Origin of the sequence: Enterococcus sp. DIV0660C, assembly GCF_017316125.1 — a bacterium.
Taxonomy (GTDB): Bacteria; Bacillota; Bacilli; order Lactobacillales; family Enterococcaceae; genus Enterococcus_B.
On the sequence record NZ_JAFLWA010000008.1, the window covers coordinates 34551 to 60938 of the forward strand.

Annotated in this window: 21 protein-coding genes and 1 other annotated feature; of the genes, 2 read left to right on the forward strand and 19 right to left on the reverse strand. The window is 37.3% G+C overall.

Annotated features, from left to right (window positions below):
• Positions 1 to 202: 202 nt before the first annotated feature.
• The 8 genes from DOK81_RS01780 to efrA all read right to left on the reverse strand — a co-directional run bounded on the left by DOK81_RS01780 (position 203) and on the right by efrA (position 10367).
• On the reverse strand, positions 203 to 1591 hold the full coding sequence (locus tag DOK81_RS01780) for an MFS transporter (protein ID WP_206907538.1): 1389 nt from the start codon (positions 1589 to 1591) through the stop codon (positions 203 to 205).
• Positions 1592 to 1703: 112 nt separating this feature from the next.
• On the reverse strand, positions 1704 to 3290 hold the full coding sequence (locus DOK81_RS01785; RefSeq protein WP_206907540.1) for an alpha-rhamnosidase: 1587 nt from the start codon (positions 3288 to 3290) through the stop codon (positions 1704 to 1706).
• Between the two features lie 25 nt (positions 3291 to 3315).
• A complete protein-coding gene (locus tag DOK81_RS01790) occupies positions 3316 to 4629 on the reverse strand; it encodes an MFS transporter (protein ID WP_206907542.1) in 1314 nt (437 codons plus the stop codon).
• Between the two features lie 142 nt (positions 4630 to 4771).
• Positions 4772 to 5746: an AraC family transcriptional regulator gene (locus DOK81_RS01795; RefSeq protein ID WP_206907545.1), complete on the reverse strand. Its 975-nt coding sequence runs from the start codon at positions 5744 to 5746 to the stop codon at positions 4772 to 4774.
• 229 nt (positions 5747 to 5975) lie between these two features.
• Entirely contained in the window at positions 5976 to 6464 is a 489-nt protein-coding gene (locus tag DOK81_RS01800; RefSeq protein WP_206907547.1) for a gamma carbonic anhydrase family protein, read from the reverse strand.
• 136 nt (positions 6465 to 6600) lie between these two features.
• On the reverse strand, positions 6601 to 6783 hold the full coding sequence (locus DOK81_RS01805) for a hypothetical protein (RefSeq protein ID WP_206899713.1): 183 nt from the start codon (positions 6781 to 6783) through the stop codon (positions 6601 to 6603).
• A gap of 96 nt (positions 6784 to 6879) precedes the next feature.
• On the reverse strand, positions 6880 to 8640 hold the full coding sequence (gene efrB / locus DOK81_RS01810; RefSeq protein ID WP_206907549.1) for a multidrug efflux ABC transporter subunit EfrB: 1761 nt from the start codon (positions 8638 to 8640) through the stop codon (positions 6880 to 6882).
• Positions 8637 to 10367 carry a multidrug efflux ABC transporter subunit EfrA gene (gene efrA, locus DOK81_RS01815; RefSeq protein WP_206907551.1) on the reverse strand — a complete coding sequence of 577 codons (1731 nt, stop codon included), beginning with the start codon at positions 10365 to 10367 and terminating at the stop codon, positions 8637 to 8639. Before efrA ends, efrB begins: the two co-directional genes overlap by 4 nt.
• 383 nt (positions 10368 to 10750) lie before the next feature.
• On the opposite strand from efrA, the gene DOK81_RS01820 reads away from it, so the two are divergent.
• Positions 10751 to 10963, forward strand: a complete 213-nt coding sequence (locus tag DOK81_RS01820) for a DNA-directed RNA polymerase subunit epsilon (RefSeq protein WP_067480254.1) — start codon at positions 10751 to 10753, stop codon at positions 10961 to 10963.
• Between the two features lies 1 nt (position 10964).
• Positions 10965 to 12647 carry a ribonuclease J gene (locus tag DOK81_RS01825; protein ID WP_206907553.1) on the forward strand — a complete coding sequence of 561 codons (1683 nt, stop codon included), beginning with the start codon at positions 10965 to 10967 and terminating at the stop codon, positions 12645 to 12647.
• A 310-nt stretch (positions 12648 to 12957) separates the two neighbouring features.
• Here the strand turns inward: DOK81_RS01825 and DOK81_RS01830 are convergent, their stop codons facing one another.
• From DOK81_RS01830 to DOK81_RS01880, 11 genes are all read right to left on the reverse strand, one after another.
• Positions 12958 to 13158: a cold-shock protein gene (locus DOK81_RS01830; RefSeq protein ID WP_067480248.1), complete on the reverse strand. Its 201-nt coding sequence runs from the start codon at positions 13156 to 13158 to the stop codon at positions 12958 to 12960.
• A gap of 149 nt (positions 13159 to 13307) precedes the next feature.
• Positions 13308 to 14000 (reverse strand): DNA repair protein RadC, encoded by a 693-nt coding sequence (gene radC / locus DOK81_RS01835; protein ID WP_206907555.1) that lies wholly within the window; start codon positions 13998 to 14000, stop codon positions 13308 to 13310.
• 54 nt (positions 14001 to 14054) lie between these two features.
• Positions 14055 to 14705: an HAD family phosphatase gene (locus DOK81_RS01840; RefSeq protein ID WP_206907557.1), complete on the reverse strand. Its 651-nt coding sequence runs from the start codon at positions 14703 to 14705 to the stop codon at positions 14055 to 14057.
• Entirely contained in the window at positions 14695 to 16008 is a 1314-nt protein-coding gene (locus DOK81_RS01845) for a folylpolyglutamate synthase/dihydrofolate synthase family protein (protein WP_206907593.1), read from the reverse strand. The genes DOK81_RS01840 and DOK81_RS01845 overlap by 11 nt, the downstream gene beginning before the upstream one ends.
• A 229-nt stretch (positions 16009 to 16237) precedes the next feature.
• Complete coding sequence (locus tag DOK81_RS01850) at positions 16238 to 18883, reverse strand: valine--tRNA ligase (protein WP_206907566.1); 2646 nt, start codon at positions 18881 to 18883, stop codon at positions 16238 to 16240.
• A 46-nt stretch (positions 18884 to 18929) separates the two neighbouring features.
• Positions 18930 to 19168, reverse strand: a binding site (T-box leader).
• A 55-nt stretch (positions 19169 to 19223) separates the two neighbouring features.
• Positions 19224 to 19877 (reverse strand): redox-sensing transcriptional repressor Rex, encoded by a 654-nt coding sequence (locus tag DOK81_RS01855; RefSeq protein ID WP_206899588.1) that lies wholly within the window; start codon positions 19875 to 19877, stop codon positions 19224 to 19226.
• A 382-nt stretch (positions 19878 to 20259) separates the two neighbouring features.
• Positions 20260 to 21471: a tRNA uracil 4-sulfurtransferase ThiI gene (gene thiI, locus DOK81_RS01860; protein WP_206907568.1), complete on the reverse strand. Its 1212-nt coding sequence runs from the start codon at positions 21469 to 21471 to the stop codon at positions 20260 to 20262.
• A gap of 16 nt (positions 21472 to 21487) precedes the next feature.
• A complete protein-coding gene (locus DOK81_RS01865; protein WP_206907570.1) occupies positions 21488 to 22630 on the reverse strand; it encodes a cysteine desulfurase family protein in 1143 nt (380 codons plus the stop codon).
• 381 nt (positions 22631 to 23011) lie between these two features.
• Positions 23012 to 24733, reverse strand: a complete 1722-nt coding sequence (locus tag DOK81_RS01870) for a septation ring formation regulator EzrA (RefSeq protein ID WP_206907572.1) — start codon at positions 24731 to 24733, stop codon at positions 23012 to 23014.
• A 217-nt stretch (positions 24734 to 24950) separates the two neighbouring features.
• Positions 24951 to 25502 carry an HAD family hydrolase gene (locus DOK81_RS01875; protein ID WP_206907574.1) on the reverse strand — a complete coding sequence of 184 codons (552 nt, stop codon included), beginning with the start codon at positions 25500 to 25502 and terminating at the stop codon, positions 24951 to 24953.
• A 33-nt stretch (positions 25503 to 25535) separates the two neighbouring features.
• Positions 25536 to 26381 carry a Cof-type HAD-IIB family hydrolase gene (locus DOK81_RS01880; RefSeq protein WP_206907575.1) on the reverse strand — a complete coding sequence of 282 codons (846 nt, stop codon included), beginning with the start codon at positions 26379 to 26381 and terminating at the stop codon, positions 25536 to 25538.
• Between the last annotated feature and the right edge of the window lie 7 nt (positions 26382 to 26388).

Sequence of the window (26388 nt, forward strand, 5' to 3'; positions counted from 1 at the left end):
GTTCCTTTCATTCCGTACTATTTTTTTAGTTTATCATTTTTGTACCAATCAGTCAAAAATCATTTTTTCAAAAGTTAGTAAATAAATTTGGGAACTCTAAATCGATACGCCGTTTTCTTTTTGCTATCCAGGCTATTCTTATGGCTTTATTCATTACAAAAAACAGTCAGAACTAAGTCCTGACTGTTTTGTTTTAACTTACTCATGATGCTTTTTTGTTTTGGGCTTCAATAACTTTCTTTTGCTCTAAATCAGCTTTTATTTGCGGATAAATTGTATCTAAATGATAAAATAGCATGGTTACTATCGAACAAATAATCAAGAATATTGGGACATAAAGATACATTGCTTGGATGGCAAAAATTGTTCGTTCAGTTTGCACAGCTGCTCCGGGCTGATACATTCCCCAAGCTAACAATCCACTTGCTAGTCCACCAGAAATTGCCTGTGCTACTTTTCCTAAAAAGCCATTGATTGCTGAAAGAGAACCAGAGACATTGATCCCTGTCTTCCATTCCCCAAAATCAACTGAATCTGCTTGCATAGAAAAATAAATACTTTCTTTCACACCATAACCAATTGCTGAAATAAAAGCCCCTACTAGAATGCCTGGTATACGACTAGCTGCAAACATGATCACGATTAAACCAACTAACTGGATACCCGAAGACAAAAGATACAAGTTTCGTTTGCCAAATAATTTAGCAAGCAGCGGGACGAAAAAGTTTGCAAACATTGGGACAATCGACATAATCGTTGCTACCGTAACTGACAGTGATTTGCTGCCGACGACAACAGAATAATAATAAACTAACGCACTTGATTGAATAAAGAAACTAGTCCACATAAAAAGAATATTGACGGCAAAGACCAACCAAGGTTTATTTTGTTTTAACGAAGTCAAAACTGTCTTAAGTGAGGGATTTTTCACCCCATGGACTGGTAATTCTCGAACATTGAAGAACGTAAAAAAGAATAAAAGACAACTAATAATTCCGAAGATCCCCATGACAATTTTGAAGCCAATTTGTTCATTTCCATGTCCAAAAAAGGCCACCAAAGCGAATGCGCAAGAGCTGACGATCGTTGCACCAAGAAAGGCAAAAAATTTTCGTGAAGTTGATAACGCTGTTCTTTCTTCTGTATCACTTGTTAAACTAGGTAAAATTGAAGCCATTGGTACGTTGACCAAAGTGTATGCTAGCGATAACCCAAAGTAGGTGATATACGCATACACTAATTTCCCTGAGGCAGAAAAATCAGGGACACTGAAACATAAAAAAGCAAAGAGCGCAAAAGGAATCGCTCCGAAAAGAAAATAAGGCCGTGATTTTCCCCAACGCGTATTGGTATGATCGATCAAATAGCCCACCAATAAATCGGTGATCCCGTCTACAAAGCGCGTAACAACGAACATCAAACTGATTGCTGCGGCATTTAAATGCATGACATCTGTATAAAAGTACAGAAGATAAAGTGAAATCATTTGCCAAATAAGGTTACAGGCTAAATCAGAAACACCGTAGCCAATCCGTTGTCGCCAAATGTTGAATTGGTTTCTTTTCAATTGATTCATTTGTGTCGTTTCCATAATAAAACTCCTTTAAAATGATCTACCAGCAATTACAACCGCTTTCACCACATGATTAATCTATGGATCATCCTGTAGAAATATACAGAATGATCCATGATTTTTAGCAAGACTAATTTTCCACTAGATATTTTCCAATCAAATACGCCGGTGTGCAACTCCACGCGTGACAATAGCTATTTAATATTGGGCTGCCGTAAGGAGAAAAGTCTAAATCTTCTGGTTTAAAGGCTTCCCAAAAAGTATCCGCACCTAAGTCCATCATTTTTCCCCAATAGTCTTTCATCAATTGAATCGCTTCTTCGCGGCAATTCGCCAGAAATAATGCTTCCACCACATGATGGTACATATAAGGCGTAGCAATTCCTCTTATCGGAAAATGATTTTTCACCGTTGTCTGCATAATTGCTTGATTTGTTGGCGTGTCGAATACTTCAGCCAACACCATCCACACTTGACTTGCAATGTTTACTTCGTTTGTCCTTTCAATAATGAATTGCTTTTGCTTTGGGTCAAATAAATGTTGTGTTGAGAATTGGATCATTTTTTCCAAAACTTCTTCGTAATGTGGCTTTTCTCTTTCATTTGAACGTTCAGCTAATTTCAAGAATCGTTTCAATACGTAGATCATGATTGCTTGTCCAGCAGTTGCTTTATCGAAATCATTCGACCAGTCAACAAAGACAGGACAGTCTTCCGTTAATACTAAACGACCAGCATCGTCAACTTGTGTCAGTGCCAAATCAACAGCATTTTTGGCCACGAAATAAAGATCTTCTAAAACGCTCTTATCATTCGTGTGTTCAACATAATCATATAGTGAAGCAATAAAGAAAAGACTGTAATCAAATAAAAACGTATCATCTGGTGTCAAACGAGGTTCCGTAAAGACATTTGCGGGAATCTTTCCTTCCACTGTTCGCATGCCACCAAAAAGATACAAGCAACGTTTTACTAACGACAAATCATCAAACGTATAGTAGTTAGCTAACGCTTGTAAGCGCAAATCCCCTAACCATAATCTTCGATCTCGTTTAGGACCATCTTCAAAAACTGTCTGCATACAGTCAAAAAGGGTCTTAACTGAAATATTGTACATTTCCTTTAATGTATCATCTTCAATTGTTCTTGCTGGCAATTGTTCCATTGATACCGAACTTTTTGCAAGAAATCGCGGATGACGAAAACTTGCCTGCCATTTTGGTGACGTGTCGATTACAGTTAATTCGACATAACGACAGCTATAACGTCGTGGTAATTTTAGAGTAGCAGGCAATACATCAAGATGGACGAACTCTTCTTGAATCCATGAGCGTGATAACCAACCATCATAGTCTTCTGAATTGGCATACAATTCAGAAGGTACTTCCGCAAATTTCAAACGCAAATACAAAGGTGCATCCATCGGCGAACCAACTGAGTCGATATCAATACGAAATTGTCCGACATAATGATCGCCTAAATCCAAGATGATCGACTCCTCTCTTCCCAATGTGTACTTTTCTAATGCTAAGATATCTTTTTGACTTTCTAGTAGTGAAAAGTCATTTGAACGCTGGTTTGCAGGAATTTTTTCAACGATCCTAACCGGCTTAATTTCTGTCTCCATTAATTCTGGGATATTTTCTTCTGCTTTTGTCAAAAGTTTTTGATCGTATTCCCAAACGACATCGTTGTTTATTTGAAAAGTAAAAGCCATGTTCATTCTCCTCACTTATTTTTTATCAAACAGTAACATTTGTATCTTGAAGAGTAGTTTCGTGATTTTCTGATGTTCCATATTTTTTTTGCAATCGCATCATAATAATCCCAGCAATTGTCGCCAATAAGACGATTCCAGCAAAACCAATCATTGAAGACTGAATCCGTTCTGGCATCACTAGGTAAGGTGTAACGAAGGCGAAAAGCCCACAACATAAACGGGAGAAGCCGTTAATGAATCCTTGCAAAGAAGCTCTGGTTTCTGCCGGAAACGATTCTTGTGTCCATACCTTGTAGATTGCTTCGCCTGCTAAAGGATTTCCAAAATTATAAAAGGCGATCGTAATAGCCAAAGCGATGAAGCCCGCACCACCACCAAGCAAAGCCATACCGACCATTGCTGCAAATTGAACGAAGGCACCAACAAAGAAAGCTTTGTTACGATATTTTCCACCAGCAATTGAAGTGAAAACAATCGTTGTTGCTAAAGAAACAACGTTCAAGACAATTCCTAGACCAGTAGCTTGTGTTTGACTCGCACCAGCATTTGTTAACGCATATGTTTGAAATTGTCCCCACGTATTGGCTAATAAATTCCAACAGATATAAAAAGTAAGAATAGTGAAAAAGAAGCCGAGATATTTGCGTTTGTTTTCACCAAAAAGAACCGTTTTGAATGAGACTTCTTGTCCTTCTTGTGTGATGGCTTTATTGACTGCTTGTCGAGCATTTCCTTCTTCATGGAAACGTTTGAATTTAGCTGAAAATGTACGCCATAGCCATGTGATAATTGCAAAACCAAACAAAATAGCAAACACGATCCGTGCACCCAATACACCCTCGATGCCAGAAAGCAAGAAAGAACAAATATAAGAAATAAATACACCAATTTGCCAAAAAATCTGAGTAGAAGAAACTAATTGCGCAGACGTTGTTTCATCAGGCGCATCATGTGAGACAACCGTCAAACTAATTGGTAAATCGGCACCAGATGACAGGCCCATGACAATCACACCAGCTAACAACATCAAAAAATTCGTCGAAAACAAGCAGATGGCTGCACCAATCGCATAAAAAAGATTAAGCCAGTTAAAGGAACGAATTAATCCAAATCCTTTTGTAATATTTCCGGCAAATATTGAGCCAAAAGCAATCGCAAACGTTAATCCTCCAGAAAGAATCCCTACTTGACCAGTTGTTAGTTCTAATCCTTTTTGCCAAACTGGAATCGTTGCGGACAATCCAACGATACAGCCGGATCCAAGCATGGATCCAATTCCTGCAGCCGTAGCTAAAGGAGAATATTCTTTGACGACTGAATTACTTTTTTTATTCAACACAAACACTCCATTTCTTTTTTTAGCTGATCAGCTTACGAGGTAATTGTAAGCGCATCACGGCTTTTCAACCATGGTCTAATTCCAGATATTTTTAGCCAAACTACAGAAAAGACTTTCCTGCAAAAGCAGGAAAGTCTTTTCACTTCTTCAACTGATTTCGTATTTGTTTTGGTGTTTTATCTGTGAATCTAGCAAATAATTTATAAAGAGAAGGCAACGAATGAAAACCAACCTCATAAGCGATTTCTTCCATACTTTGATCTGTTTCTTTCATCAGTTCTAATGCCGTTTGATACTTAGCAGAATTGATCAACTCCTGAAATGTACGTCCAGTGTCTTTTTTTAATTTATTGCCCATATAATTTGCATTGTAACCAAATTTATTTGCTAACTCTTTCAAGCTGAGGTACCTAAAATTGGTTTCAATATATCGCATGATCTGAATGATTTCTTCATCCTTTTGCTGGTAATGATCTAAACGTTCTTCTTCAATCACACGAGTTAACTCGATCAACAAAAGGGAAAGCAACAGATTAGCTTCTCGCATATAGTATCTTTTCTTTTGCACATATTCGCCAATTAATTTGTGGAGAATGTTTTGAACTTCTTCATTTTTTCCACAATGAAAATGGATGAAAGCATCATGTTTCCCTGCTTTATTTGAAGCATTCATCAAAAACTCGTTCACCAATCCTGTTGATTTGACCATATTAATGATGATATCGGTAGTAATCGACTCATCTTTTAATAAAATATTGATCAATAAATCGTGTGTGGTTAAAGGATCGATTCGTTGCACGATCTCTTTATCTAACAAAATAATTTCGCCTTCATTCAACACTACTTTTTTTTCATTCACATACTGGGTACAGCTACCAGAAAGCATGTAATTAAATTCGACAAATTCATGTGTATGATTCGGCATAGCAGAATAACGATGATGCTTATTGATAAAAATATTCCCTTCTTTAAAAAAATTAGTGCTCGGCATTTTAGGAATGTCCACCTTTTCAAACGGAAGATTTTGATCGTTCACATTATAGCCTTTTGTGCGCTGAATAATTTCAATTTCATTTTCTTGCAGAAACAATTCTTTCAATGCTTCATCTTTCATTTGAGTTCCTCCTGCTAAATTAAAGTAATGATTAGATGTGGTAAAGAAATTTTTCATTAGTAGAATAACATAACAAATAGTTTTCGCCCATCACACTTTCTCAGCGGTTTTATCTAGCGCAGATTCTTTATCGGTACCTTGACATACGCAAAAAAAACAGCGCTACGGTATTCGTGATGAATTCCTTGCGCTAGTTTTTTCTTTAGGCTTTGCTTCATGGATTATACCATTATGCTTTGATTGAAATGTTTCCTGCTAAATAGTCTTTGCCTAACTCAATATAGTGCTGAATATTTGCCTGATTTTTTTGGATTTCTTCCTCCGTTAACGGACGGATCACTTTGGCTGGTCGCCCAAATGCCAACACATTTGGCGGGATCACTTTGCCTTCCGTTACCAAAGATCCTGCGCCAATCAGACTATTTTCGCCGATCTGCGCATGATTCAAAATCGTTGAGCCCATCCCAATCAGTGCACCTTTTTCAATTTTACATCCGTGAAGCAAGCATTGATGACCGACCGTTACATTTTCTGCAATCTCTGTTGGTGCATCGTGATCTACATGGATAATCGTTCCATCTTGAATATTGCTTCCTTTTCCTATCTTGATCCAATTACTATCTCCTCGCAAAACAGCTTGGTACCAAATCGTAACGTCTTTGGCTAAAGTAACATCACCAACTACTGTTGCATTTGGCGCAATAAATATTTTCTCCATTTGCCTCCCACTTTCACTCATTCTTTGTTCAAAGTATAGCAATACTTTTCTGTGAATACTAGAAAAGAATCAATGAAAAAAGGTTGCAACAAAAGTCTACAGACTTCCTGTTACAACCTTACACTTGAGTTGAATCCTATAGTTGTTCTAAGACAACTTCATAAGCTTCAACTTGTGCGAGTAAACGCTCGATTTGCACTTCGTTTTCGATAAAATTGATTGAATTACCTAATTCTTCTTGTCGGCGTGTTGTTAAACGGTCGATTTCTTTTTTAGCTTCAGCGATTTGTTTATTTAGAAATTGTTCCATGTTTTCCATCTCCGTTTCTTCTTGATACTTTAACTGTATCACCAAGTTTTTGGAAAAACAAAAATTTCGCATTGAAGAATAATTTCCCGATTAACCAGTTAACTGTTACTCGACTTCTTCAGCAAATTGGCTGTTGTAAAGTTTCTCATAAAAACCACCTTGTGCAAGTAAACTTTCATGCGTTCCTTTTTCAATAATTGATCCTTGATCCATTACTAAAATCAAATCTGCCTCACGAATCGTCGATAATCGGTGCGCGATCACAAAACTTGTGCGCCCTTCCATGACACGATCCATTGCCTTTTGAATCAGAGCTTCAAGACGTGTATCAACTGAACTTGTTGCCTCATCCAAAATCAAAATCTTAGGATCAGAAATCACTGCACGGGCAATCGTTAATAACTGCTTTTGACCAAGAGAAACATTGTCACCTTCAGCATTGATTTCCATGTCGTATCCGTCTGGCATCGTGCGAATAAAGTGATCGACGTTCGCTGTCTTTGCCGCGTCGACGACTTCATAATCAGTGGCATCTAACTTCCCAAAACGAATGTTGTCTGCAATAGTTCCTTCGTACAACCAAGCATCTTGTAATACCATGCCAAATAGCGATCGAACATCGCTTCGACTTAAGGATTTGGTGTCAATGCCATCAATTTTGATTGCACCACTGTTGACATCATAAAAACGCATCAATAAATTGATCAAAGTCGTTTTCCCTGCACCAGTTGGCCCAACTACAGCCACCATTTGTCCTGCTTGGACTTCAAAATTCAAGTCTTGGATCAACGGTTTACTTGGATCGTAAGCAAAGTCAACATGTTCAAACGTGACCGCACCTTCAACAATTTCAGGTAAAGTCGCGTCGACTTCATTCAATGGTTCTTCTGCCTCATCAAGAATTTCAAATACTCGTTTTGTTGCTGCAGAAGCACTCTGTAGCACAGAAGAAAGTTGTGTGATATTTCCCATCGGTTGACTGATTTGCCAAATGTATTGAATAAACGCTTGAAGTTGCCCTACAACGATCACACCAGTGATAACATAAAAACTTCCCATGACAGCCATGCCAATATACGTTGCATAAGCAGTCAATTGAACTAATGGCATCATTAAACCAGAAATAAATGCCGCTTTAAAACCAAAGTACTTTAATTGATGGTTAACAGCTTTAAAACCGTCTAGCGTTTGTTTTTCACGTCCATAAACTTTTAAAACAGTAAATCCTGTCATATTTTCTTGGACATATCCATTCAAATCACCAAGTGAATTTTGCATATTTTGGAAATCTTTTTGCGATACATTCACAATTTTTTTAGAAATCCAAATAGAAGCTGGAATCATGATCATCGAGATGAGTGCCATGATTGGTTGAATGTAAAACATCATTACTGCAGCCATTGCAATTGCAAGTATGGCATTAACAATGCCAATAAACGCTTGTTGTAATGCGCCACTCACAGCATCCACATCATTTGTTACCCGAGATAAAATATTTCCTTGTTGATTTTTATCAAAATAAGATACTGGCAAACGATTGATCTTTTCTTCAATATCACGACGCAAATCTTGCATTGCACTTTGCACCACATTCGTCATCAGCACCCCTGACAACAATTGTGAAACACAGTAACCGATTCCGACAATCGTGATCCAAATCAAGCATTGGATAATATAAGAAAAGTTGATTGGTTCATTATTTGCTAAATTTCGACTGATTTCCGTTGTTGGCAACCCTGTCACGTAAGGAAGGGCTGCATTGAAAGCAACCGTTAAGACCGTAAATAAAAGGACCAAAATAAAAGTTGTTTTATACGGATTAATATAATGTGCCAGTCTTTTTAAAGAAGAAAATGTCTGTTTCATGCTAATTCCTCCTTCGATAGTTGAGAGGCGGCAATATCGTAATAGATTGGGCAAGTTTCCAGTAATTCACGGTGCGTACCCATTCCCACAACTTCCCCTTCGTTCAGCACAACGATTTTGTCTGCGTGCATAATCGTTCCAACACGTTGTGCCACAATCAAAACAGTTGATTCCGTTGTTTCTTTCTTCAAGCGAGCACGAAGTTTTGCATCTGTTTGGTAATCCAAAGCAGAGAAACTATCGTCAAAAATATAAATTTCTGGTCGGCGGATAATTGCGCGGGCAATGGCTAACCGTTGCTTTTGACCACCAGAAAAGTTTGAACCCCCTTCTGAAAGATGTTCATTAAATCCATCTGGTTTACGAGAAATAAAGTCAGTCGCTTGTGCAATATCTGCTGCTGCTTTCATTTCTTCATCTGTCGCATCTTCTTTTCCGTAACGAAGATTTTCTGCAATAGTTCCAGTGAACAGTAATGCTTTTTGCGGAATAAAACCGATTTTGTCACGTAAAGCACTTAAACGATAGTCGCGTACATCTACACCATCAATCAAAATTTCCCCTTCACTCACGTCATAAAAACGCGGGATCAATTGGATCAAAGTTGACTTACCACTCCCCGTACTTCCGATAAATGCAACCGTCTCACCGGGTGATGCGGTAAAACTCACATTGCGAATGACTGGTTCTTGTGCATGACCAGGATAAGCAAATGTTACATCCTTAAACTCAACAAATCCTTTTGTCTTTGTTTCTGAAACCCCGTCAGGATTTTCTGAGATCTCAGGCTGTGCATCTAAGGCTTCTTGGATACGTGAAGCCGAAACAGCTGCTCTTGGATACATCATAAAGACACTTGCAAAAAGCATAAATGAGAAGAGTGCATGAAAAATATATTCGATAAATGCAATCAAGTCCCCGACTTTTAATGCTCCGGCATCAATTTGTAGTGTCCCACTCCAAATAATCAAAACCATGACAATATTAAATAAGAAATAAAAACCTGGTTGCGCGACTGCCATCAAACGAAATAAACTTTTTGAGCTTGAAGCATAATTTTCATTAACTTCGCCAAAGCGTTTTTCTTCAAATTTTTCATTCACAAAAGCGCGAATGACACGCAGACCAGATAAATTTTCTCTTAATATGCTGTTGATTTTATCTAAGTTTTTTTGTTGCTTTTTGGATAATGGTTCAGAAACTTTTGCAATTGCTATCACAGCAAGTAGTAAGAAAGGGAGCGCACCAACTACATAAAGCCCTAATCTTGCACTTGTCCGAACAACCATATATAAACTAACTGCAAACATCATCGGTGTCATAAAACCAATTCGTAAAATATTTTGTAAAAACAGCATGATTTGATACGCATCATTCGTTGTACGCGTAATCAAAGAAGAAACACCTAAATTTTCATACTCTTGATGCGAATAACTTTGAATTTTTTCAAATAAGTCATCGCGAATATCCGCAACGATATTTGTCGTGATTCTTGAGCCAAAATAGCCTAAAAGAATATTTAAAATAATTCCGATGACGGTAATCACGATCATGACGATTCCTTGTTGTTTAACGTAATCAAAATCATCTTGTAATATCCCAAAGTCGATCATTCGTGCCAAAATTGTTGGTAAACCTAATTCAATGAGGATAAATCCAAATACACAAATAAAATTGAAAAGTAAAAATTTCTTATACCTCATTGTGTAGTGCCACATTAACTTCACTTTCTCATCTCCCTTTTAAAAATTTCATTTTTTTGCCATTAAAACCCATGATAGCACACTAAAATCCTTATTAGAACACTTCTCGTTCAAAAAAATATTGGAAATAAATCCCCAACATTTTTTTAAGACTCTGTTGTTGATTTCTATACTTATTCCCCAATTTGTGCTAGAATAACAAGTAATTATTGTATAATTTTTTATACAAAGGTACGGTTGAAAAAAATTCCGAACAGAACAAGCAAAGCGAGGCTTGTCTCTTTGATCCAAATAATTAATTTGAGTCAAAGCATATCAAAATTCAGGTGGCTTGCCCACTCGTTTTGTGTTGTCTAAAAAATCAACTAGCTAAATTCCTGCATATGCAGATAAAGGAGACAAAATAAATGATTTACAAAGTTTACTATCAAGAATCAAAAATCCGTAACCCAAAACGGGAAGAAACACAAGTTCTTTACATTGATGCGAAAGATGATGTCGAAGCACGACAACGCGTCGAAGAAAATACCCCATACAATATTGAGTTCGTTCAACTTCTAGAAGGAAATCACCTAGAATACGAAAAAGAGAACGTTCAATTTACTTTAGTGGAGTTTTAAGATGAAACTTTCCATCAAAAATAATGAGACAGGCGTCTTTGCAATTGGTGGATTAGGTGAAATCGGGAAAAACACGTATGGGGTACAATTTCAAGATGAAATCATCCTTATTGATGCTGGAATTAAATTCCCAGAAGATGATTTACTTGGAATTGACTATGTGATTCCTGACTACAGCTACATCGTTCAAAACATACACAAAGTAAAGGCCCTTGTGATCACTCACGGACATGAAGATCATATCGGTGGTATTCCTTATCTTTTGAAGCAAGTAAATATTCCTATTTACGCTGGGCCTCTTGCATTAGCTTTGATCACAAATAAATTGGATGAACATGGCTTGCTTCGTGATGCTGAGCTTCACGAAATCAATGAAGATACGGTTATCCGTTTTAGAAAAACATCCGTTAGCTTTTTCCGTACAACCCATAGTATTCCAGATGCTTTAGGTGTTGTGGTTAAAACACCATCAGGAAATATCGTTGCAACAGGTGACTTCAAATTTGATTTTACCCCCGTTGGCGAACCAGCTAACTTGCACAAGATGGCACGTATTGGTGAAGAAGGCGTTCTATGTTTACTATCTGATAGTACAAATGCTGAAATACCAACTTTTACGAAGTCAGAAAAAACGATTGGCATGTCAATTTTAAAAATCTTTGAGAAAATTGAAGGACGTATTATTTTTGCCAGCTTTGCTTCAAATATCTTTCGTTTACAACAAGCCGCAGATGCCGCAGTTGCAACTGGACGAAAAATTGCGGTCTTTGGTCGTAGTATGGAAAATGCAATCGTTAATGGCCAACGTCTAGGCTACATCAACGTTCCTGAGGGTACATTTGTCGATGCGCATGAGATCAATCGTTTGCCTGCAAACGAAACAATGATTTTATGTACTGGTTCTCAAGGTGAACCAATGGCTGCTCTTAGTCGTATCGCGAATGGAACTCACCGTCAGATTCAAATCCAACCAGATGATACCGTGATTTTTTCAAGCTCACCAATTCCAGGAAATACAACAAGTGTCAATCACTTGATCAATTTACTGTCCGAAGCTGGTGCTGAAGTTATTCACGGAAAAATCAACAACATCCACACTTCTGGTCATGGTGGCCAAGAAGAACAAAAATTGATGTTGCGTTTAATCAAGCCAAAATATTTCATTCCCGTTCATGGTGAATTTCGAATGTTAAAAATCCATGCTTCCTTAGCACAAGATGTAGGTGTTCCTGCTGAAAACTGTTTTATTATGGAAAATGGTGATGTCTTAGCATTAACTGCAGACTCTGCTCGACCAGCTGGACACTTTATTTCTGGCGATGTCTATATTGACGGTAGCGGAATCGGTGATATCGGTAATGTTGTCTTGCGTGATCGCCACACCTTATCTCAAGAAGGACTTGTATTAGCTGTTGCTACAGTTGATATCAAGAAAAAAGAAATTTTGGCTGGTCCAGATATCTTATCACGCGGCTTCGTTTATATGCGGGAATCTGGTGAGATGATCAACGAAGCACAACGAATTTTATTCCACGCCTTAAGAGAATGCTTGAACGCACCTGATTGCTCAGAGCATAAACTAAAAGAAGCAATGACTAGTGCATTACAACCTTTCTTGTTTGATCGTACAGAAAGACATCCAATGATTTTACCGATGATTATGACTCCTGATGTGGATGAATAATCTTTGGACTATTCCCACAAAATAAATAAGAACAAAACACCGCTGTTGCTGCATTTGATAATGAGGTAACACGGTGTTTTTTTGTTTTCAAAATGACTCAACTATCAGAAAGATCAGAAATTAGTTTGTGACTTTCAAATTGTTTAGCTATTTCTGAATATATCTATTTATAATTATTCTTTTGTTTCATTAGGAGTTTTTCTCTTAATAAAAGACGCTCTTGTCTTCCGTAGTGATTCCCTATTAAGTATAGATAAAAAAGACAGTAACCACATCAAGTGCAGTTACTGCCTTTTGGATATTGAGTAAATTAAGCTTTCTCAACGTTTGTAGCTTGAGGTCCGCGATCTGAATCTTCTACATCAAAAGTGACAGCTTGACCTTCTTCTAATGTTTTGAATCCGTCGCCTTGGATTGCTGAGAAGTGAACAAATACGTCGCTTCCGTCTTCACGTGAAATGAAGCCAAATCCTTTTTCAGCATTAAACCATTTAACTGTTCCATGTTCCATTATATAATAGCCTCCTCGTGCATAAGAGCACTTATTATTTTGTAACATTGCTCGTGTACGATAGAGGTGAACAAATGTCTAACTTCTATTCCCAAACAAAATTACACTATAATTGTACACTTGCTCTGTTTTTTTTGCAAGAATGTCACTTACTCTTCTTCAAGTAAGCCTTCTTCTCTCAAACTCAAATATTGTTTCGTACCAATAATCAAATGATCTAATACTTCGATCCCCATCAACTCTCCGCACTCTCTCATTCGTTTAGTAAAATGTAAATCTTGCTTAGATGGGATAACATTGCCAGATGGATGATTATGCGCCAAGATAATTTTTGCTGCCGAAACTCTTACGGCAAAATGAAAAATTTCTCGTGGATGAGCAATTGACTGATTCAAAGAACCAATAAACAACGTTTTCTTCAAAATAATTTGATTCTGGGTATCCAAGTAAATACAGACTAAATGTTCTTGTTGAAAATCACGCATTTCCATAATCAACTGTTGCGCAAGTTCATAACTTGAGCGTACGAGTGTACTTGCTGGACGGGCCTCTGCTTGGATTCGTTGACCCAACTCGATCAATGCACAAATTTCTAATGCTTTCACTCGACCGATTCCTCGAATCTCCCGCAACTCAGTTAAAGAAGCTTGACGTAAAGCAGTTAAATTAGCAAACTTCTTCAAAACCTCACCTGCAATATCCATTACATTATAAGGATGTTGTCCTGTGCGCAACAAAATCGCTAGTAATTCTTGATCCGATAATGCCTCTACACCGTAAGACTCCATTCGTTCTCTTGGAAGTGATGTTGTTGGTACTTCTTTCATCAACCGTTTCCCCATAAAAAAACCTCCTATTCCGTTCACTATAAGCTACGAAAAAAGAGGCATTTTCTATTAAATAAATGTTGGAATTTCATGTAACGAAGAGACTACAGCAACTGTTTTGTCTGCAAGTTCAGCAGATGGCTCCAGTAAATCAGGTACCATAATGACAGGTATTTCTGCTGCTTCTGCTGCTAAAATCCCATTTTGTGAATCTTCTAAAATCAACGTATTTTCTTTAGCGGTTCCTAACTTTTGTTGTGCTAATAAAAAGATTTCTGGATCTGGCTTTGCGCGTTTCACATTTTCAGCAGAAACGATCGTATCAAAGCGAGTCAATAAATTATTTTTTTCTAACAAGAGTTCGATCACTTTTCGCTGATTGCTAGAAGCAACTACTTTAGGAATTTCCTGTTCATCCAAGAAATCCAGTAGCTCCATTACACCCGGTTTTAGTTGAACGTTGCCTGAGGCAAAACGAGTGAGTGTTTCTTGGAAAGACTCGTCAATAAATCGCTGAACTGTTTCTCGTCCATACTCAGCAAAAATCTCATGATAATTTGCCCAGACTTCTTCATCTGAAACACCCAAAAACCGTAAATAAAACTCTTTATCATACGGGAACCCCATTTGATCGGCTACCATTTGAGTTGCCTCATAATAAACCATTTCTGTATCAAACAACAAGCCATCCATGTCAAAAATCACTGCATTAACCTTCATCATTTCCTCCTAATTCAACTAATAGTTTACGAACTTCTGAAATAAAGTAAAGAGAACCTGTTACTAACAATACATCTTCGTCTGTCATTTTTTCTAAAATTTCAGCTAATCCAAATTGCCAAAGTGAAACGATCGATACTTTTTGATTGGCTAAATCTGCTACTTGATCTAATTCGATTGCTTTCGGATACTCAAATGTAGTGAGATAAATATGGGCGTTAGGGATTTCCTGTAATTGCTGTAACATACTATTTACATTTTTCGTAGTCAATGCCGAAAACAAAATGTTGATTCGATAGCCAGAAAACTCTTTTTTCATATTTTGAACTAATCGTTTCATTGCATGCGTATTATGTGCGCCATCTAAAATAACTAATGGTTCTTTGCTTAATCGTTCCATTCTGCCAGGCCAGTACGCTTGTTTCAATCCATTTTTGACTTCTTTTTCGCGAAATGGTAACTTTTCCATTTGGCAATAAAGAGCATACAATTCAATAGCAACACCTGCGTTTTCTACTTGATGCTGCCCCAACATACTTGTGCTTAGACCGACCATTTTCCCAGTTTCATTATAAAAGTCAAAAATCTCACCCCAATTTTTAGCTGGATGTTGATAAGACACTTGATAGTCTTCATCAAATAAATAATGTTTTGCATTTTTATTTTTGGCTATCTTATTAATTACTTCCAGTGCATTTGATTCGATTTTTCCTGTTACAACAGGCACACCTTGCTTAATGATTCCTGCTTTTTGTGCTGCAATTTCTTCTAGTGTTTTGCCAAGAATCTCGGTGTGATCCAGTCCAATCGTCGTGATTGCTGTCAATATTGGCTCAACAACATTGGTTGAATCCAGTAAGCCGCCCAAGCCGACTTCAATAATTGCAATATCCACTTGTTTTTCTAAAAAATAATCAAATGCCATTGCCGTCAAAGTCTCAAATTCCGTAATGCCAGCAACTACTTCAAATTTATCAAGATGTTCAACCAAGGGCTGATATTTTTCCACTAATTGGATCAATTCTTCATCAGGAATTTCTTTGCCATTGATCGAAATTCGTTCATTAAATGTTTCAATATAAGGCGAGGTAAAGGTTCCTACTGTTAATCCCGCTTCTTCTAACAAACAACGCAAGTACGTTACAGTTGAACCCTTGCCATTGGTCCCAGCAATATGAATTGTTTTGATTTTTTTTTCTGGGTGATCAACGACTTCCAATAATGCGTTTACGCGATCTAAACCTGGACGTGAGCCAAAAGGTAATCGACTATGGATCCAAGCAATTGCTTCTTCAATTGTCATCAACAATGCCCCCATTTCTCTTTCATTATAGCAAAAAGAAAGAATGAAAGAAGAGTTCCACTTAAAGAAAACTGAAAAATCATTCAAAATCATTTTCTTCCTTCTATTATAGGAGCTTCTGATAAAAAGTTAAAAGATTTCTTGGTTATCCTTCAAAAAAAGAAGACCAAAAATTTCTGGTCTTCTCTCTTCTTGAATCTTCATTTTTAACATCATTCTTTTTCACGGTTTAGCCAATCGTACGCAAACTTTCAATACGATCCTTCACAGCTGCTTGTTTTTCTAAATAATCTTTTTCTTTGGCACGTTCTGCCTCAACAACATCATCTGGTGCATTAGATACAAAACGTTCATTGCTAAGTTTTCCTTGAACTCGTTTTACCTCACCTGTCCATTTAGCTAATTCTTTTTCAAGACGTTTGATTTCTTCTTCAATATTGATCAATCCAGCCAATGGTAAGAAAATTTCAGCCCCTGTTAAGACGGCCGACATTGCTAAATCTGGTGCAGTAATCTCACTGGAAATAACTAATTCTTCCGGATTACAGAAACGTTCAATATAATTGGTATTTTCAACCAAGAATTGATCAATTTTTGGATCAGTCGTCTTAATCAATAAAGTGATTGGTTTTGATAACGGTGTATTCACTTCTGAACGAATATTACGTACTGCACGAATCAACTCTTTTAGGACTTCCATTCCTTTTGAAGCTGTTTCATCATCAAATTCTGGACGAACAACAGGATATTCCGCCACAACTAATGAAGTCCCTTCATGTGGGATATGTTGCCAAATTTCTTCCGTTACAAATGGCATGATTGGATGTAACAGACGTAAAATTTGATCTAGTGTGTGGATTAAGATACTACGAGTCGTTTGTTTTGAATCCACATCATCGCCGTAAAGAACTTCTTTACTCATTTCAATATACCAATCACAAAAATCATCCCAAATGAAGTTATACAATTGGCGACCTGCTTCACCAAACTCAAAGTGGTCAAATAAATCTGTTACTTTAGCAACTGTTTCATTTAGACGTGTCAAGATCCAACGATCAGCAACTGATTTTTCACCAGTTAGATCAATGTCTTTAACTGTCATGCCTTCCACATTCATGATAACAAAACGTGAAGCATTCCAAATTTTATTGATAAAGTTCCAAGCTGCGTCCATTTTTTCATAACTGAAACGCATATCTTGTCCTGGTGCAGAACCATTTGATAAGAACCAGCGAAGTGCGTCAGCACCATATTTTTCAATTACTTCCATTGGATCAATTCCATTACCCAACGATTTACTCATCTTACGACCATCTTCTGCACGGATCAATCCATGAATCAAGACGTTATCAAATGGTCGTTCCCCAGTGAATTCGAGACTTTGGAAAATCATTCGACTAACCCAGAAGAAAATAATATCGTAGCCAGTCACCAATGTGCTTGTTGGGAAATAACGTTTATAATCTTCGCTGTCTGTATCCGGCCAGCCCATTGTTGAAAACGGCCATAATGCAGAGCTGAACCATGTATCTAAAACATCTGGATCTTGCACCCAGTTTTCGCTATCTGCAGGAGCTTCCATTCCAACATACATTTCGCCAGTTTCTTTATGATACCAAGCAGGAATTTGATGTCCCCACCATAATTGACGAGAGATAACCCAGTCGTGCACATTGTCCATCCAACGTAAGAAGGTTTGGTCAAAACGTGGTGGGAAAAATTCCACCGCGTTATCTGTCTCTTGATTTTCTATTGCTTTTTGAGCAAGTGGTTGCATTTTAACAAACCATTGGGTGGATAAGCGAGGTTCCACAACAACTCCTGTACGTTCAGAATGACCGACACTATGCGTCATAGTATCGATTTTGATTAAACGACCGATTTCTTTTAAGTCATCGACAACTGCTTTTCTTGCTTCAAAACGGTCCATACCAGCATATTTTCCAGCTAATTCATTCATTGTTCCGTCTTCATTCATTACATTGACGCGAGGTAAGTCATGACGATTACCAACCTCGAAGTCATTTGGGTCATGTGCTGGCGTAATTTTAACAACACCTGTTCCAAATTCCATATCAACATACGTATCTGCAACAACTGGAATTTCTTTGTTGACTAATGGTAAGATAACTTTTTTGCCAATCAAATCTTGATAACGTTCGTCATCTGGGTGAACAGCCACTGCGGTATCCCCAAGCATTGTTTCTGGACGCGTCGTTGCAATCTCAACGATGCCAGAACCATCTGCTAGTTCATAGCTCATATGGTAAAATGCACCTTCGATGTCCTTGTGGATTACTTCAATATCGGATAATGCTGTTCGAGCTTGTGGATCCCAGTTGATGATGTACTCACCACGATAAATCAGATTTTTTTCATATAAAGTCACAAAAACTTTACGGACAGCTTCTGATAACCCATCATCTAAAGTAAAACGTTCACGGCTATAGTCTAAAGACAAGCCCATTGTTGCCCATTGTTCACGAATATGGCTAGCATATTCTTCTTTCCAATCCCAAACTTGGTCGATAAATTTTTCACGACCTAAATCATAACGAGAAATTCCTTGTTCACGAAGTTTTTCTTCTACTTTTGCTTGAGTGGCAATACCTGCATGGTCCATTCCTGGTAACCATAATGTATCGAAACCTTGCATTCTCTTTTGGCGAATCAACATATCTTGTAATGTTGTGTCCCAAGCATGACCTAAATGTAATTTACCAGTTACATTTGGTGGTGGGATAACAATTGAGTAGGGTTTCGCTTTCTTGTCGCCACTTGGTTTGAATAAATCTTGATCCAACCAGTTTTGATAGCGGCCAGCTTCAACTTCTTGCGGATTATATTTTGTTGATAAATTTTTTTCTTCCGTCATCCTGTTTCCTCCTTTAAAATAAAAAAAGTCCTAAAATACTTTCGTATTTTAGGACGTATAATTTACGCGGTACCACCTAATTTGTACTAGCAAGTTTTGCTACTACCTCTCAAGTGAGTTAACGATCACGACTCGTTTATCCCTACTCCTTCATTGACTAACACAATGAGCTTCAAGACAAAGACTTCCAAGCTACCTTCACCAGCTATTATTAAGAACGTTTCAGCTACTCGCTCTCTCTCTAAAAATAAATCACTAGTTACTCCTCTTGTTCAACGTCATGATTCATTCTACATTCCTTTTTTTTATGTGTCAACTACACTTTATTTTTAGTCAACGTTTAAGAGAAAACAGTCGAATAATTTTCGTCAAAATAAATCAGTGTTTGTAGTTCTGTCGTTAAATCAATGTACTGAACATTGACATGCTCCGGCACAATCACTCGGTCAGGTGCAAAGTTTAAGATAGCTGTAACTTCACTTTTGACAATTTCATCAACAGCTGACTGTGAATACTTGCTAGGTACGGTAGAGATCGCTACGCTGACTTGCATTTCTTTTGAGATTTCAGCAAAACGTTCAATTGGGTAGATCGTCAAGCCATCTATTTCTCTGCCAATCAGTTCAGGATCATTATCAAACACACAAACAATATTTAAATTATCATTTCGGCGAAAATTGTTATGTCGTAAAGCTTTACCTAAATTTCCATAACCCACTAACGCGATTCTTTTTTCTTCCCGGGTATTTAAAATACTATTAAAAACTTCGATCAGGAAAGGAACATCATACCCATAACCACTTCTTCCCAACTCACCAAGATGTGAAAAATCTCTTCGAATCGTTGCAGGCGGTACTTGCGTAATCTCACTAAATTCTTTTGATTTGATGCGAACGATTCCTGAATCATCCAACATCTTTAAGTAACGTAAGTATAACGGTAAACGTTTTGCTGTTGCTTTTGGTAACGTTTCAGATTTTTTCAACTCTCGCATGTTCAAAGCTCCTTGTTCATATTTTCACATATTTAGTGTATCATGTTTGAAACGTTGGAACAAGCATTCATGTCAATGAAAAAAGCAAAGAACAATAAAAATTATCCTTTGCTTTTCTAACTAATTCAATTAATTATTTGGTACTTTGGCATTTCTCAAATAGCTTCTTCGGCAATAAGTTCTCTTTTCATAAAACTATGAGAAGCCTATTTTTAGAAAAGCATTCTTATTGCTTGAAGCTAACCGCTTAGAGCCACAACCTTGTCTACAGTGTTCTCAAAACAACTCCTCCATATAGCTTTCAGTCATCTCAAAATATGAAAAGTTATTTTGAATACCTGCCCGCTATCTTATCAGAGCTGAACACTTCTTTCACAACCTTTTACAACAAATCAGCAAATTCCTCTTCTTGTTCCTGAATAGCATCTACACGAATTGCCTCGATTTTCAGCCCTACCAACGCACGCTCAATCATTTCATCAATCGCTAAGCGTTCTTCATACTGATGAACTTTATCCAAATTTGGTCGCGTTTTTGGCTGTGGTGGTGCAAATATAGTACAGCAGTCTTCAAATGGTTGAATAGATAACTCAAATGTATCGATTTTTTCAGCAACTTCAATAATTTCTAGTTTGTCCATTGTTGCCACAGGACGAATAATCGGTGTATTCGTCACTTCATTGATTGCAACCATACTTTGCAATGTTTGAGAAGCCACTTGGCCTAATGATTCGCCATTTAAAATAACCAATCCATGACGAATACGACGAATTTCATCTGTTAATCGTAACATCATCCGGCGGGTAATTGTCATCCAGTATCCTTGTGGGACTGATTTTTTAATTTCTTCTTGTATTTCTGTAAATGGTACTTCAATAAACTGAATCGTTCCCACATATGGTGCTAACTTGGCAGTTAAATCTTTGGCTTTTTGTAATGCTTGCTCGCTTGTATAAGGTGGACTAGCAAAATGGACAGCTTCAATTTCAACACCACGTTTCATCGCATAATAGCCTGCAACAGGTGAATCAATCCCACCAGATAACATCAACATCCCTTTTCCACTCGTGCCAACAGGTAAGCCACCCGCACCTTTGATTGTCTCATAAGAAAGGTAGGCACCATCGCGACGAATTTCCACACGTAATGGAATATCTGGCTTTTTCATTTGAACGTTGATTTCTGGAAAAATATCAAATACAGCATTCCCCAGTGTTTGGTTCAATTCATTACTAGTTAATTCAAAATCATGATCACTACGTTTGGCAATAATTTTAAATGTTTGCTCCCCCGTATAAACTTCTTTCATGATTGCTTGAACACTATCTTTTAAGACTTGAACATCTTTTTCTACACGAATACTTGGTGAAAAATTTTGAATACCAAAAATTTTTGCCAATTTTGGTATAACCAAATGTCCATCTGCACCATTTAACAATAAATGCATACGATCACGGTCTGCATGAATTTTGATTTCTGGGAACTCTTTTAACGCTTGACGCACATTTTGTGCTAATTGCATAATAAACGTTTTGCGATTTTTTCCTTTCGTCGATAGCTCGCCGTAGCGAACCATAATTTCACTATATTTCACCGAAACACTCCTTCATTTAATTAATAGCTGAGAACTTTTGATACAGTTGTTTAAAAATAATCATAAACTGTTCTACTTCAGCCATTGAATTACTTTCATCTAAACTAATCCGGACAGCAGATGTCGCTAAGTCATGAGGCACATGCATCGCATGTAACGTACTGCTAGCCATGTGTTTACGAGAAGAACAAGCACTCGTTGTTGAAATAAAGATTTGTTTTTCTTCCAACGCATGTACGAGCACTTCACCACGAATTCCTTTTAATGAAAAACATAAAATATGCGGCGCATAATTTTCTCCTTCAGAAAAAATCGTCACCTTATCGTATGTTTTCAACGCGCCGATCAATGCCGTTTTAAGATTTTTTGTATGCTCAGGTTTTCTTGCTTTTGTATCTAAAGAAAGGCGTAATGCTTTTGCCATTGCGACAATTGCAGGAACATTCTCCGTTCCACTTCGTTGATTGTTTTCTTGCCCTCCACCAGTTAGTAAAGGTGCTAAACGACGCCCTTTTTTCCAGTAGATGAAACCAATTCCACGAGGTCCATGAAATTTATGCGCAGAAAATGTTGCAAAATCAACACGTTCGGTCAGCCATTGGTCAGTTGGAACCTTTCCAATTGCTTGCACGGCATCAACATGAAAATGGATTTTTGGATAGTCTGCTAAAAATTCACTGATTTCTTGAATTGGTTGAATAGAACCAACTTCATTATTAACACCCATAATTGAAATCAAAATGGTTTCTTTGCGAACTAATTTCTTCAGCTCTTCTACAATCACGAAACCATTTTTATCCACAGGTGCAATACTGACTTCTATCCCTAGTTCTTTTAATTGTTCGGCGGTTTCGCTCACTGCAGGATGTTCGATTCCAGAAATAATCAAATGATTACCGTATTCACGTTTCTCAATCACTGTACCTTTCAAGATCCAATTATCGCCTTCTGTCCCACCAGAGGTAAAATAAATTTCTTCTGCAGTTGCGCCAATAAGCTCAGCAATCTGCTTTCTTGCCTGTTGTAATAAACGATTGGCTTGGTTGCCCAAGTCATGTAAACTTGATGGATTCCCAATAATCCGCTGACTTGTCTTTACATAGGCATCTAAACTTTGCGGAAAAATTGGGGTTGTCGCGCTATTGTCAAAATATATCATAAGAAACCCCTCTTTTTTGAAATTCTTTTCTATTATAACGGTTGTCCTATATGCTTTCAACAATTCTTTTTTGTAAGTTGATGTGGCTCTAAACGGTTAGCTTCAAGCAATAAAAATGCTTTTCTAAAAATAGCTGCTCATATTTTTATGAAAAGAGAACTTATTGCTGAAAAAACTGCTTAGGAAACACCGTAGACAAGATTATGGCCCTAAGCGGTCAACTCCGAAAAATAATGAAAAAATCGACTAAATGTAGTTGTTTCGCAGAAAAATTTCAAAGATCCTGTTCTTCCACAAAATAGACAAAAAAAGAAAGTGGGATCACTTTCCCACTTTCTTTTCTTTATTCATTGTTGATTCTGCAAATCAAGCATCAACTGACTAAACTAAGTCAGGATTATTGAAGTAAAAATCTTCAATTCGCTTAAATGCTCCTGGTTCCACGCGTTCGAGTGCTGTGCCGATTTCATCCAAAGCTTCTTGATATTGATTTTCTTTATTGAATAAATAAAGACTCTTATCAATCGCTTCTTTGATTTCTGCATGAGTATGACGGTAACGATTTGCATATTGCAACATTTGTTCAGTCAATGCAGCAGCATCTACTAAGTCATGGGTTTTCTTATCTAGTAATTCCAAATCTTCTTCACAAAGATCAACTAAACGATTGACTTCTTCCATGTTGATTCTGATTTTATTCAACACAACACTTAATTCTTCAATTCGGTCAGTTGCTACATAGAAAAACTCTAGATAATCTTTTGGTAAGCCTGGCAAACGTTGTTTTTCAACGAAACGTTTCAAACTACGCAATTTAAATTCAAAGACATCAATTTTTTCTTGCGCAATCTTTTCACCTTTTCGTAATTCATGTAATGAGTCATCGATTTCAATTTGTTGACTTTCGATATCTTCCAATACTTTGAAAACATTCTTATAAAAAGTCCGTACTTCAGAATATGGAATCTCATGGTTCTCAATTTGTGGTGTCATCTGCGCATTTTGACGCTCGATTTCTTCCACTTCAGATTGGAAACCACGTACTCGACCAATTTCGTTATGATTTAGTGCATAGCTTTGAGAAGTATGATCCAATTCAATCAATAATTGACGATTGTTTTTTGTCGCATGTGTGATATATTCATCAATTGTTGCTTGGTTTTTCATCACATATGCTTTTGCTTCCATTTCTCTTTCTAATACATCATATAACGAATCGATCAAATCAGCTGTTTCACGATTTTCGATTTCAACCGTTTCAACCTCTGTTTTTTCGAGATTCGCAAGTGAACTTTCAATTCGTTTGTTCACACGCGCAATATCGTTCGCAAAATCTTCTTCTGGGAAAACATACTCTTCCTTCAAAAGCTTTGTATAAGTGTCGTTGATCTCTTCGATTTGTTCTGGGAAAGTTGTGTTCAAGTCTTCGAATAAAGGTGGCACTTTTTTCATCCAAGCTTCAACTTCATACGTTCGCTTCTCAGCGTTATCCAAAACTTCACGGGCTTCGACAGGATCACCAGATGTATTTAACGTTACAAATTTAGTGAATTCATCTTCAATTGTCTTAATTTGTTTACGCAACTCAGCGATTGCCGGGCCGTACTCGGTTTCGTCCTCATTGACTTTTTTCTTCAATTCTTCATAGACATCTAAAGCTTGTTGTACAGCTAGAGAGTTCCGTTCTTCCGTTTCACGTAATTCTTTTAGACCATCACGGATTTCAGTAACTTCTTTTTCCATTTTATCCATAGTAGTTTCAGCAACTAGGACAGCTTTCTTGCCTTTTAAAAATCGGAAACTTTCATTGAGGTTCTCAACTTCAAAAATTTGGCTTTCTAACTCAGCAAATGAAGAGGTAGATATGTCGTTCCATTTTTGACTCCATTCACGAAAAGTATTTTGGCTTTGCCCAACCAGATGCATCTTCTTTACATCATCAACTTCTTCTATCACAGGCAAGTCGAATAATTCTTCCTTGCGTTTTTCCAAAGCATTCAACCGGTCTTGATTTTTTTTCTTTAGCAAATAACCAACCAGAAAAACGACGATGGCTACAATAATAATTGCAGTGACGATTCCGATGATAACATTACTTCCCATTTAAGGTTCCTCCGTTTTCAATGTGCATCTCTTTACGCACGAAATAACATTCTTTCACGCATAAAAACCAATAGTAATTTTTCGTGTAAAAAGACATCTATCTTAGATTATAGCACACTCTTTTCGAGCATTCACTAACTTAGAAAAAAATCTTTCATTTTTGTCTAAGGAAAACATAACACAATTTTGGTTATTTAATTTCCGTTCTGAATTGAATTTAATCAGAAACAAGTTCCTTTTTCTCGATGTTTTTTTGTTGTGCTTGCGCAATTTGCTTTGTGATTTCTTGTTTGATTCGCGGCTCAGGCGCAAAATCTTTCGCCCAATTTTCAGGTTTCAGTACTTTATTGGTCACTGGATGGTAATGCGGTTTGTGGTCTGGAAAAAGTTTCCCCATATTTGCTTGATGCACGATATCGAAGATGTTCGTTGGATCAACACCCAAAAGTGAAAATGACCCGTAAGTAAAGTACAAGATATCTGTTAGTGCGTCGACCTGTTCAATTAGTGGTTGCTGACCCCAGTGTTCTTTTTTCAACATTTTTTGTTCTGCTTGGTCGATCGCTTCATGGAGCTTTTGGACAGCCTGATGGAGCTGTTCCTTTTGCCCGTTGGATGTTGCAGCAATCAGTTCAACTAATTCTTCTGCTTTGAATCCTGCACGATAAATCGCTTCTTGTTCTGAAAATGGTGTAGGTTGCTTTGGTTTTCTTGGATCAAATATTGCATGAAATTCTTCGACTTGTTCAAAAGGCGTTTTTTTTGACATATTGGTTCTCTCCTTACACGAATCATAAACTGGTTATTTTGACGTTCCGATTCCAAAGTATTGAAGTGCTGTGAAGATGCCATCTTGATCGTTTGTTTGCGTGACATAATCTGCGACTGCTTTTACACTTGGTTGCCCATTTCCCATTGCGACACCAATACCAACACCTTTTAACATCTCCACATCGTTAAAATGATCACCAAAAGCCATGATTTCTGACATTTCGATGCCTTTTGCTTTGGCAAATGCTCGAATACCTAACAATTTGGAACCGCCCTTAGGAATCATATCAACTGTGTAAGTATTGGAACGTTGAAACGTACACTCTGGGAAAACTTTACTTAATTTTTGTTGTTCCGACTCTGCACTCAATAAAATACATTGATAAACTGGTTCCTTCAGAATTGGCAAAGCCTCGTAACGTTCTTTTTGCCGATGAGGACTAAAAAGTTGTAATAATTTTTTTAATAAACGGACTGGAAATTTTTTTGGTAATAAAGCAACTAACCGTTTGATATTCATTGATTGAGCAAGAAGCATCGTTGATGATCCTTCTAATCGACTTCTTCCTCCAAATAAAATTTGTCGATGGTTTTCATCTGAAAAAGTAACGATTTTTTGCAAAACAGCTGGCGTAAACGGTTGACTGACAATCGTTTCTCTTGCTGTAAAAACGAGTTGTCCATTGTAGACCACATACATATCAAGGTCCAATCCATCCAACATTTCTTCTAATCGTACTGGGCTTCGTCCCGTAGCTACTCCACATAAAATTCCTTGCTTTTGAGCCTCTTGGATTGCCTTTTTTGTTGACGCAAGCACTTTTGAATGACTATTGACAAGTGTCCCATCGATATCAAAAAAGATTGCTTTAATCATTTGTCTT

What these genes read in the sequence shown, in the direction of transcription:
- DOK81_RS01780 (WP_206907538.1), bottom strand. Translation starts at nt 1,591, where the DNA reads ATGGAAACGACACAAATGAATCAATTGAAAAGAAACCAATTCAACATT.
- DOK81_RS01785 (WP_206907540.1), bottom strand. Translation starts at nt 3,290, where the DNA reads ATGGCTTTTACTTTTCAAATAAACAACGATGTCGTTTGGGAATACGAT.
- DOK81_RS01795 (WP_206907545.1), bottom strand. Translation starts at nt 5,746, where the DNA reads ATGAAAGATGAAGCATTGAAAGAATTGTTTCTGCAAGAAAATGAAATT.
- DOK81_RS01800 (WP_206907547.1), bottom strand. Translation starts at nt 6,464, where the DNA reads ATGGAGAAAATATTTATTGCGCCAAATGCAACAGTAGTTGGTGATGTT.
- DOK81_RS01805 (WP_206899713.1), bottom strand. Translation starts at nt 6,783, where the DNA reads ATGGAAAACATGGAACAATTTCTAAATAAACAAATCGCTGAAGCTAAA.
- efrB (WP_206907549.1), bottom strand. Translation starts at nt 8,640, where the DNA reads ATGAAACAGACATTTTCTTCTTTAAAAAGACTGGCACATTATATTAAT.
- DOK81_RS01820 (WP_067480254.1), top strand. Translation starts at nt 10,751, where the DNA reads ATGATTTACAAAGTTTACTATCAAGAATCAAAAATCCGTAACCCAAAA.
- DOK81_RS01825 (WP_206907553.1), top strand. Translation starts at nt 10,965, where the DNA reads ATGAAACTTTCCATCAAAAATAATGAGACAGGCGTCTTTGCAATTGGT.
- DOK81_RS01830 (WP_067480248.1), bottom strand. Translation starts at nt 13,158, where the DNA reads ATGGAACATGGAACAGTTAAATGGTTTAATGCTGAAAAAGGATTTGGC.
- radC (WP_206907555.1), bottom strand. Translation starts at nt 14,000, where the DNA reads ATGGGGAAACGGTTGATGAAAGAAGTACCAACAACATCACTTCCAAGA.
- DOK81_RS01840 (WP_206907557.1), bottom strand. Translation starts at nt 14,705, where the DNA reads ATGAAGGTTAATGCAGTGATTTTTGACATGGATGGCTTGTTGTTTGAT.
- DOK81_RS01845 (WP_206907593.1), bottom strand. Translation starts at nt 16,008, where the DNA reads ATGACAATTGAAGAAGCAATTGCTTGGATCCATAGTCGATTACCTTTT.
- DOK81_RS01850 (WP_206907566.1), bottom strand. Translation starts at nt 18,883, where the DNA reads ATGACGGAAGAAAAAAATTTATCAACAAAATATAATCCGCAAGAAGTT.
- DOK81_RS01855 (WP_206899588.1), bottom strand. Translation starts at nt 19,877, where the DNA reads ATGCGAGAGTTGAAAAAATCTGAAACGTTACCAAAAGCAACAGCAAAA.
- DOK81_RS01865 (WP_206907570.1), bottom strand. Translation starts at nt 22,630, where the DNA reads ATGATATATTTTGACAATAGCGCGACAACCCCAATTTTTCCGCAAAGT.
- DOK81_RS01870 (WP_206907572.1), bottom strand. Translation starts at nt 24,733, where the DNA reads ATGGGAAGTAATGTTATCATCGGAATCGTCACTGCAATTATTATTGTA.
- DOK81_RS01875 (WP_206907574.1), bottom strand. Translation starts at nt 25,502, where the DNA reads ATGTCAAAAAAAACGCCTTTTGAACAAGTCGAAGAATTTCATGCAATA.
- DOK81_RS01880 (WP_206907575.1), bottom strand. Translation starts at nt 26,381, where the DNA reads ATGATTAAAGCAATCTTTTTTGATATCGATGGGACACTTGTCAATAGT.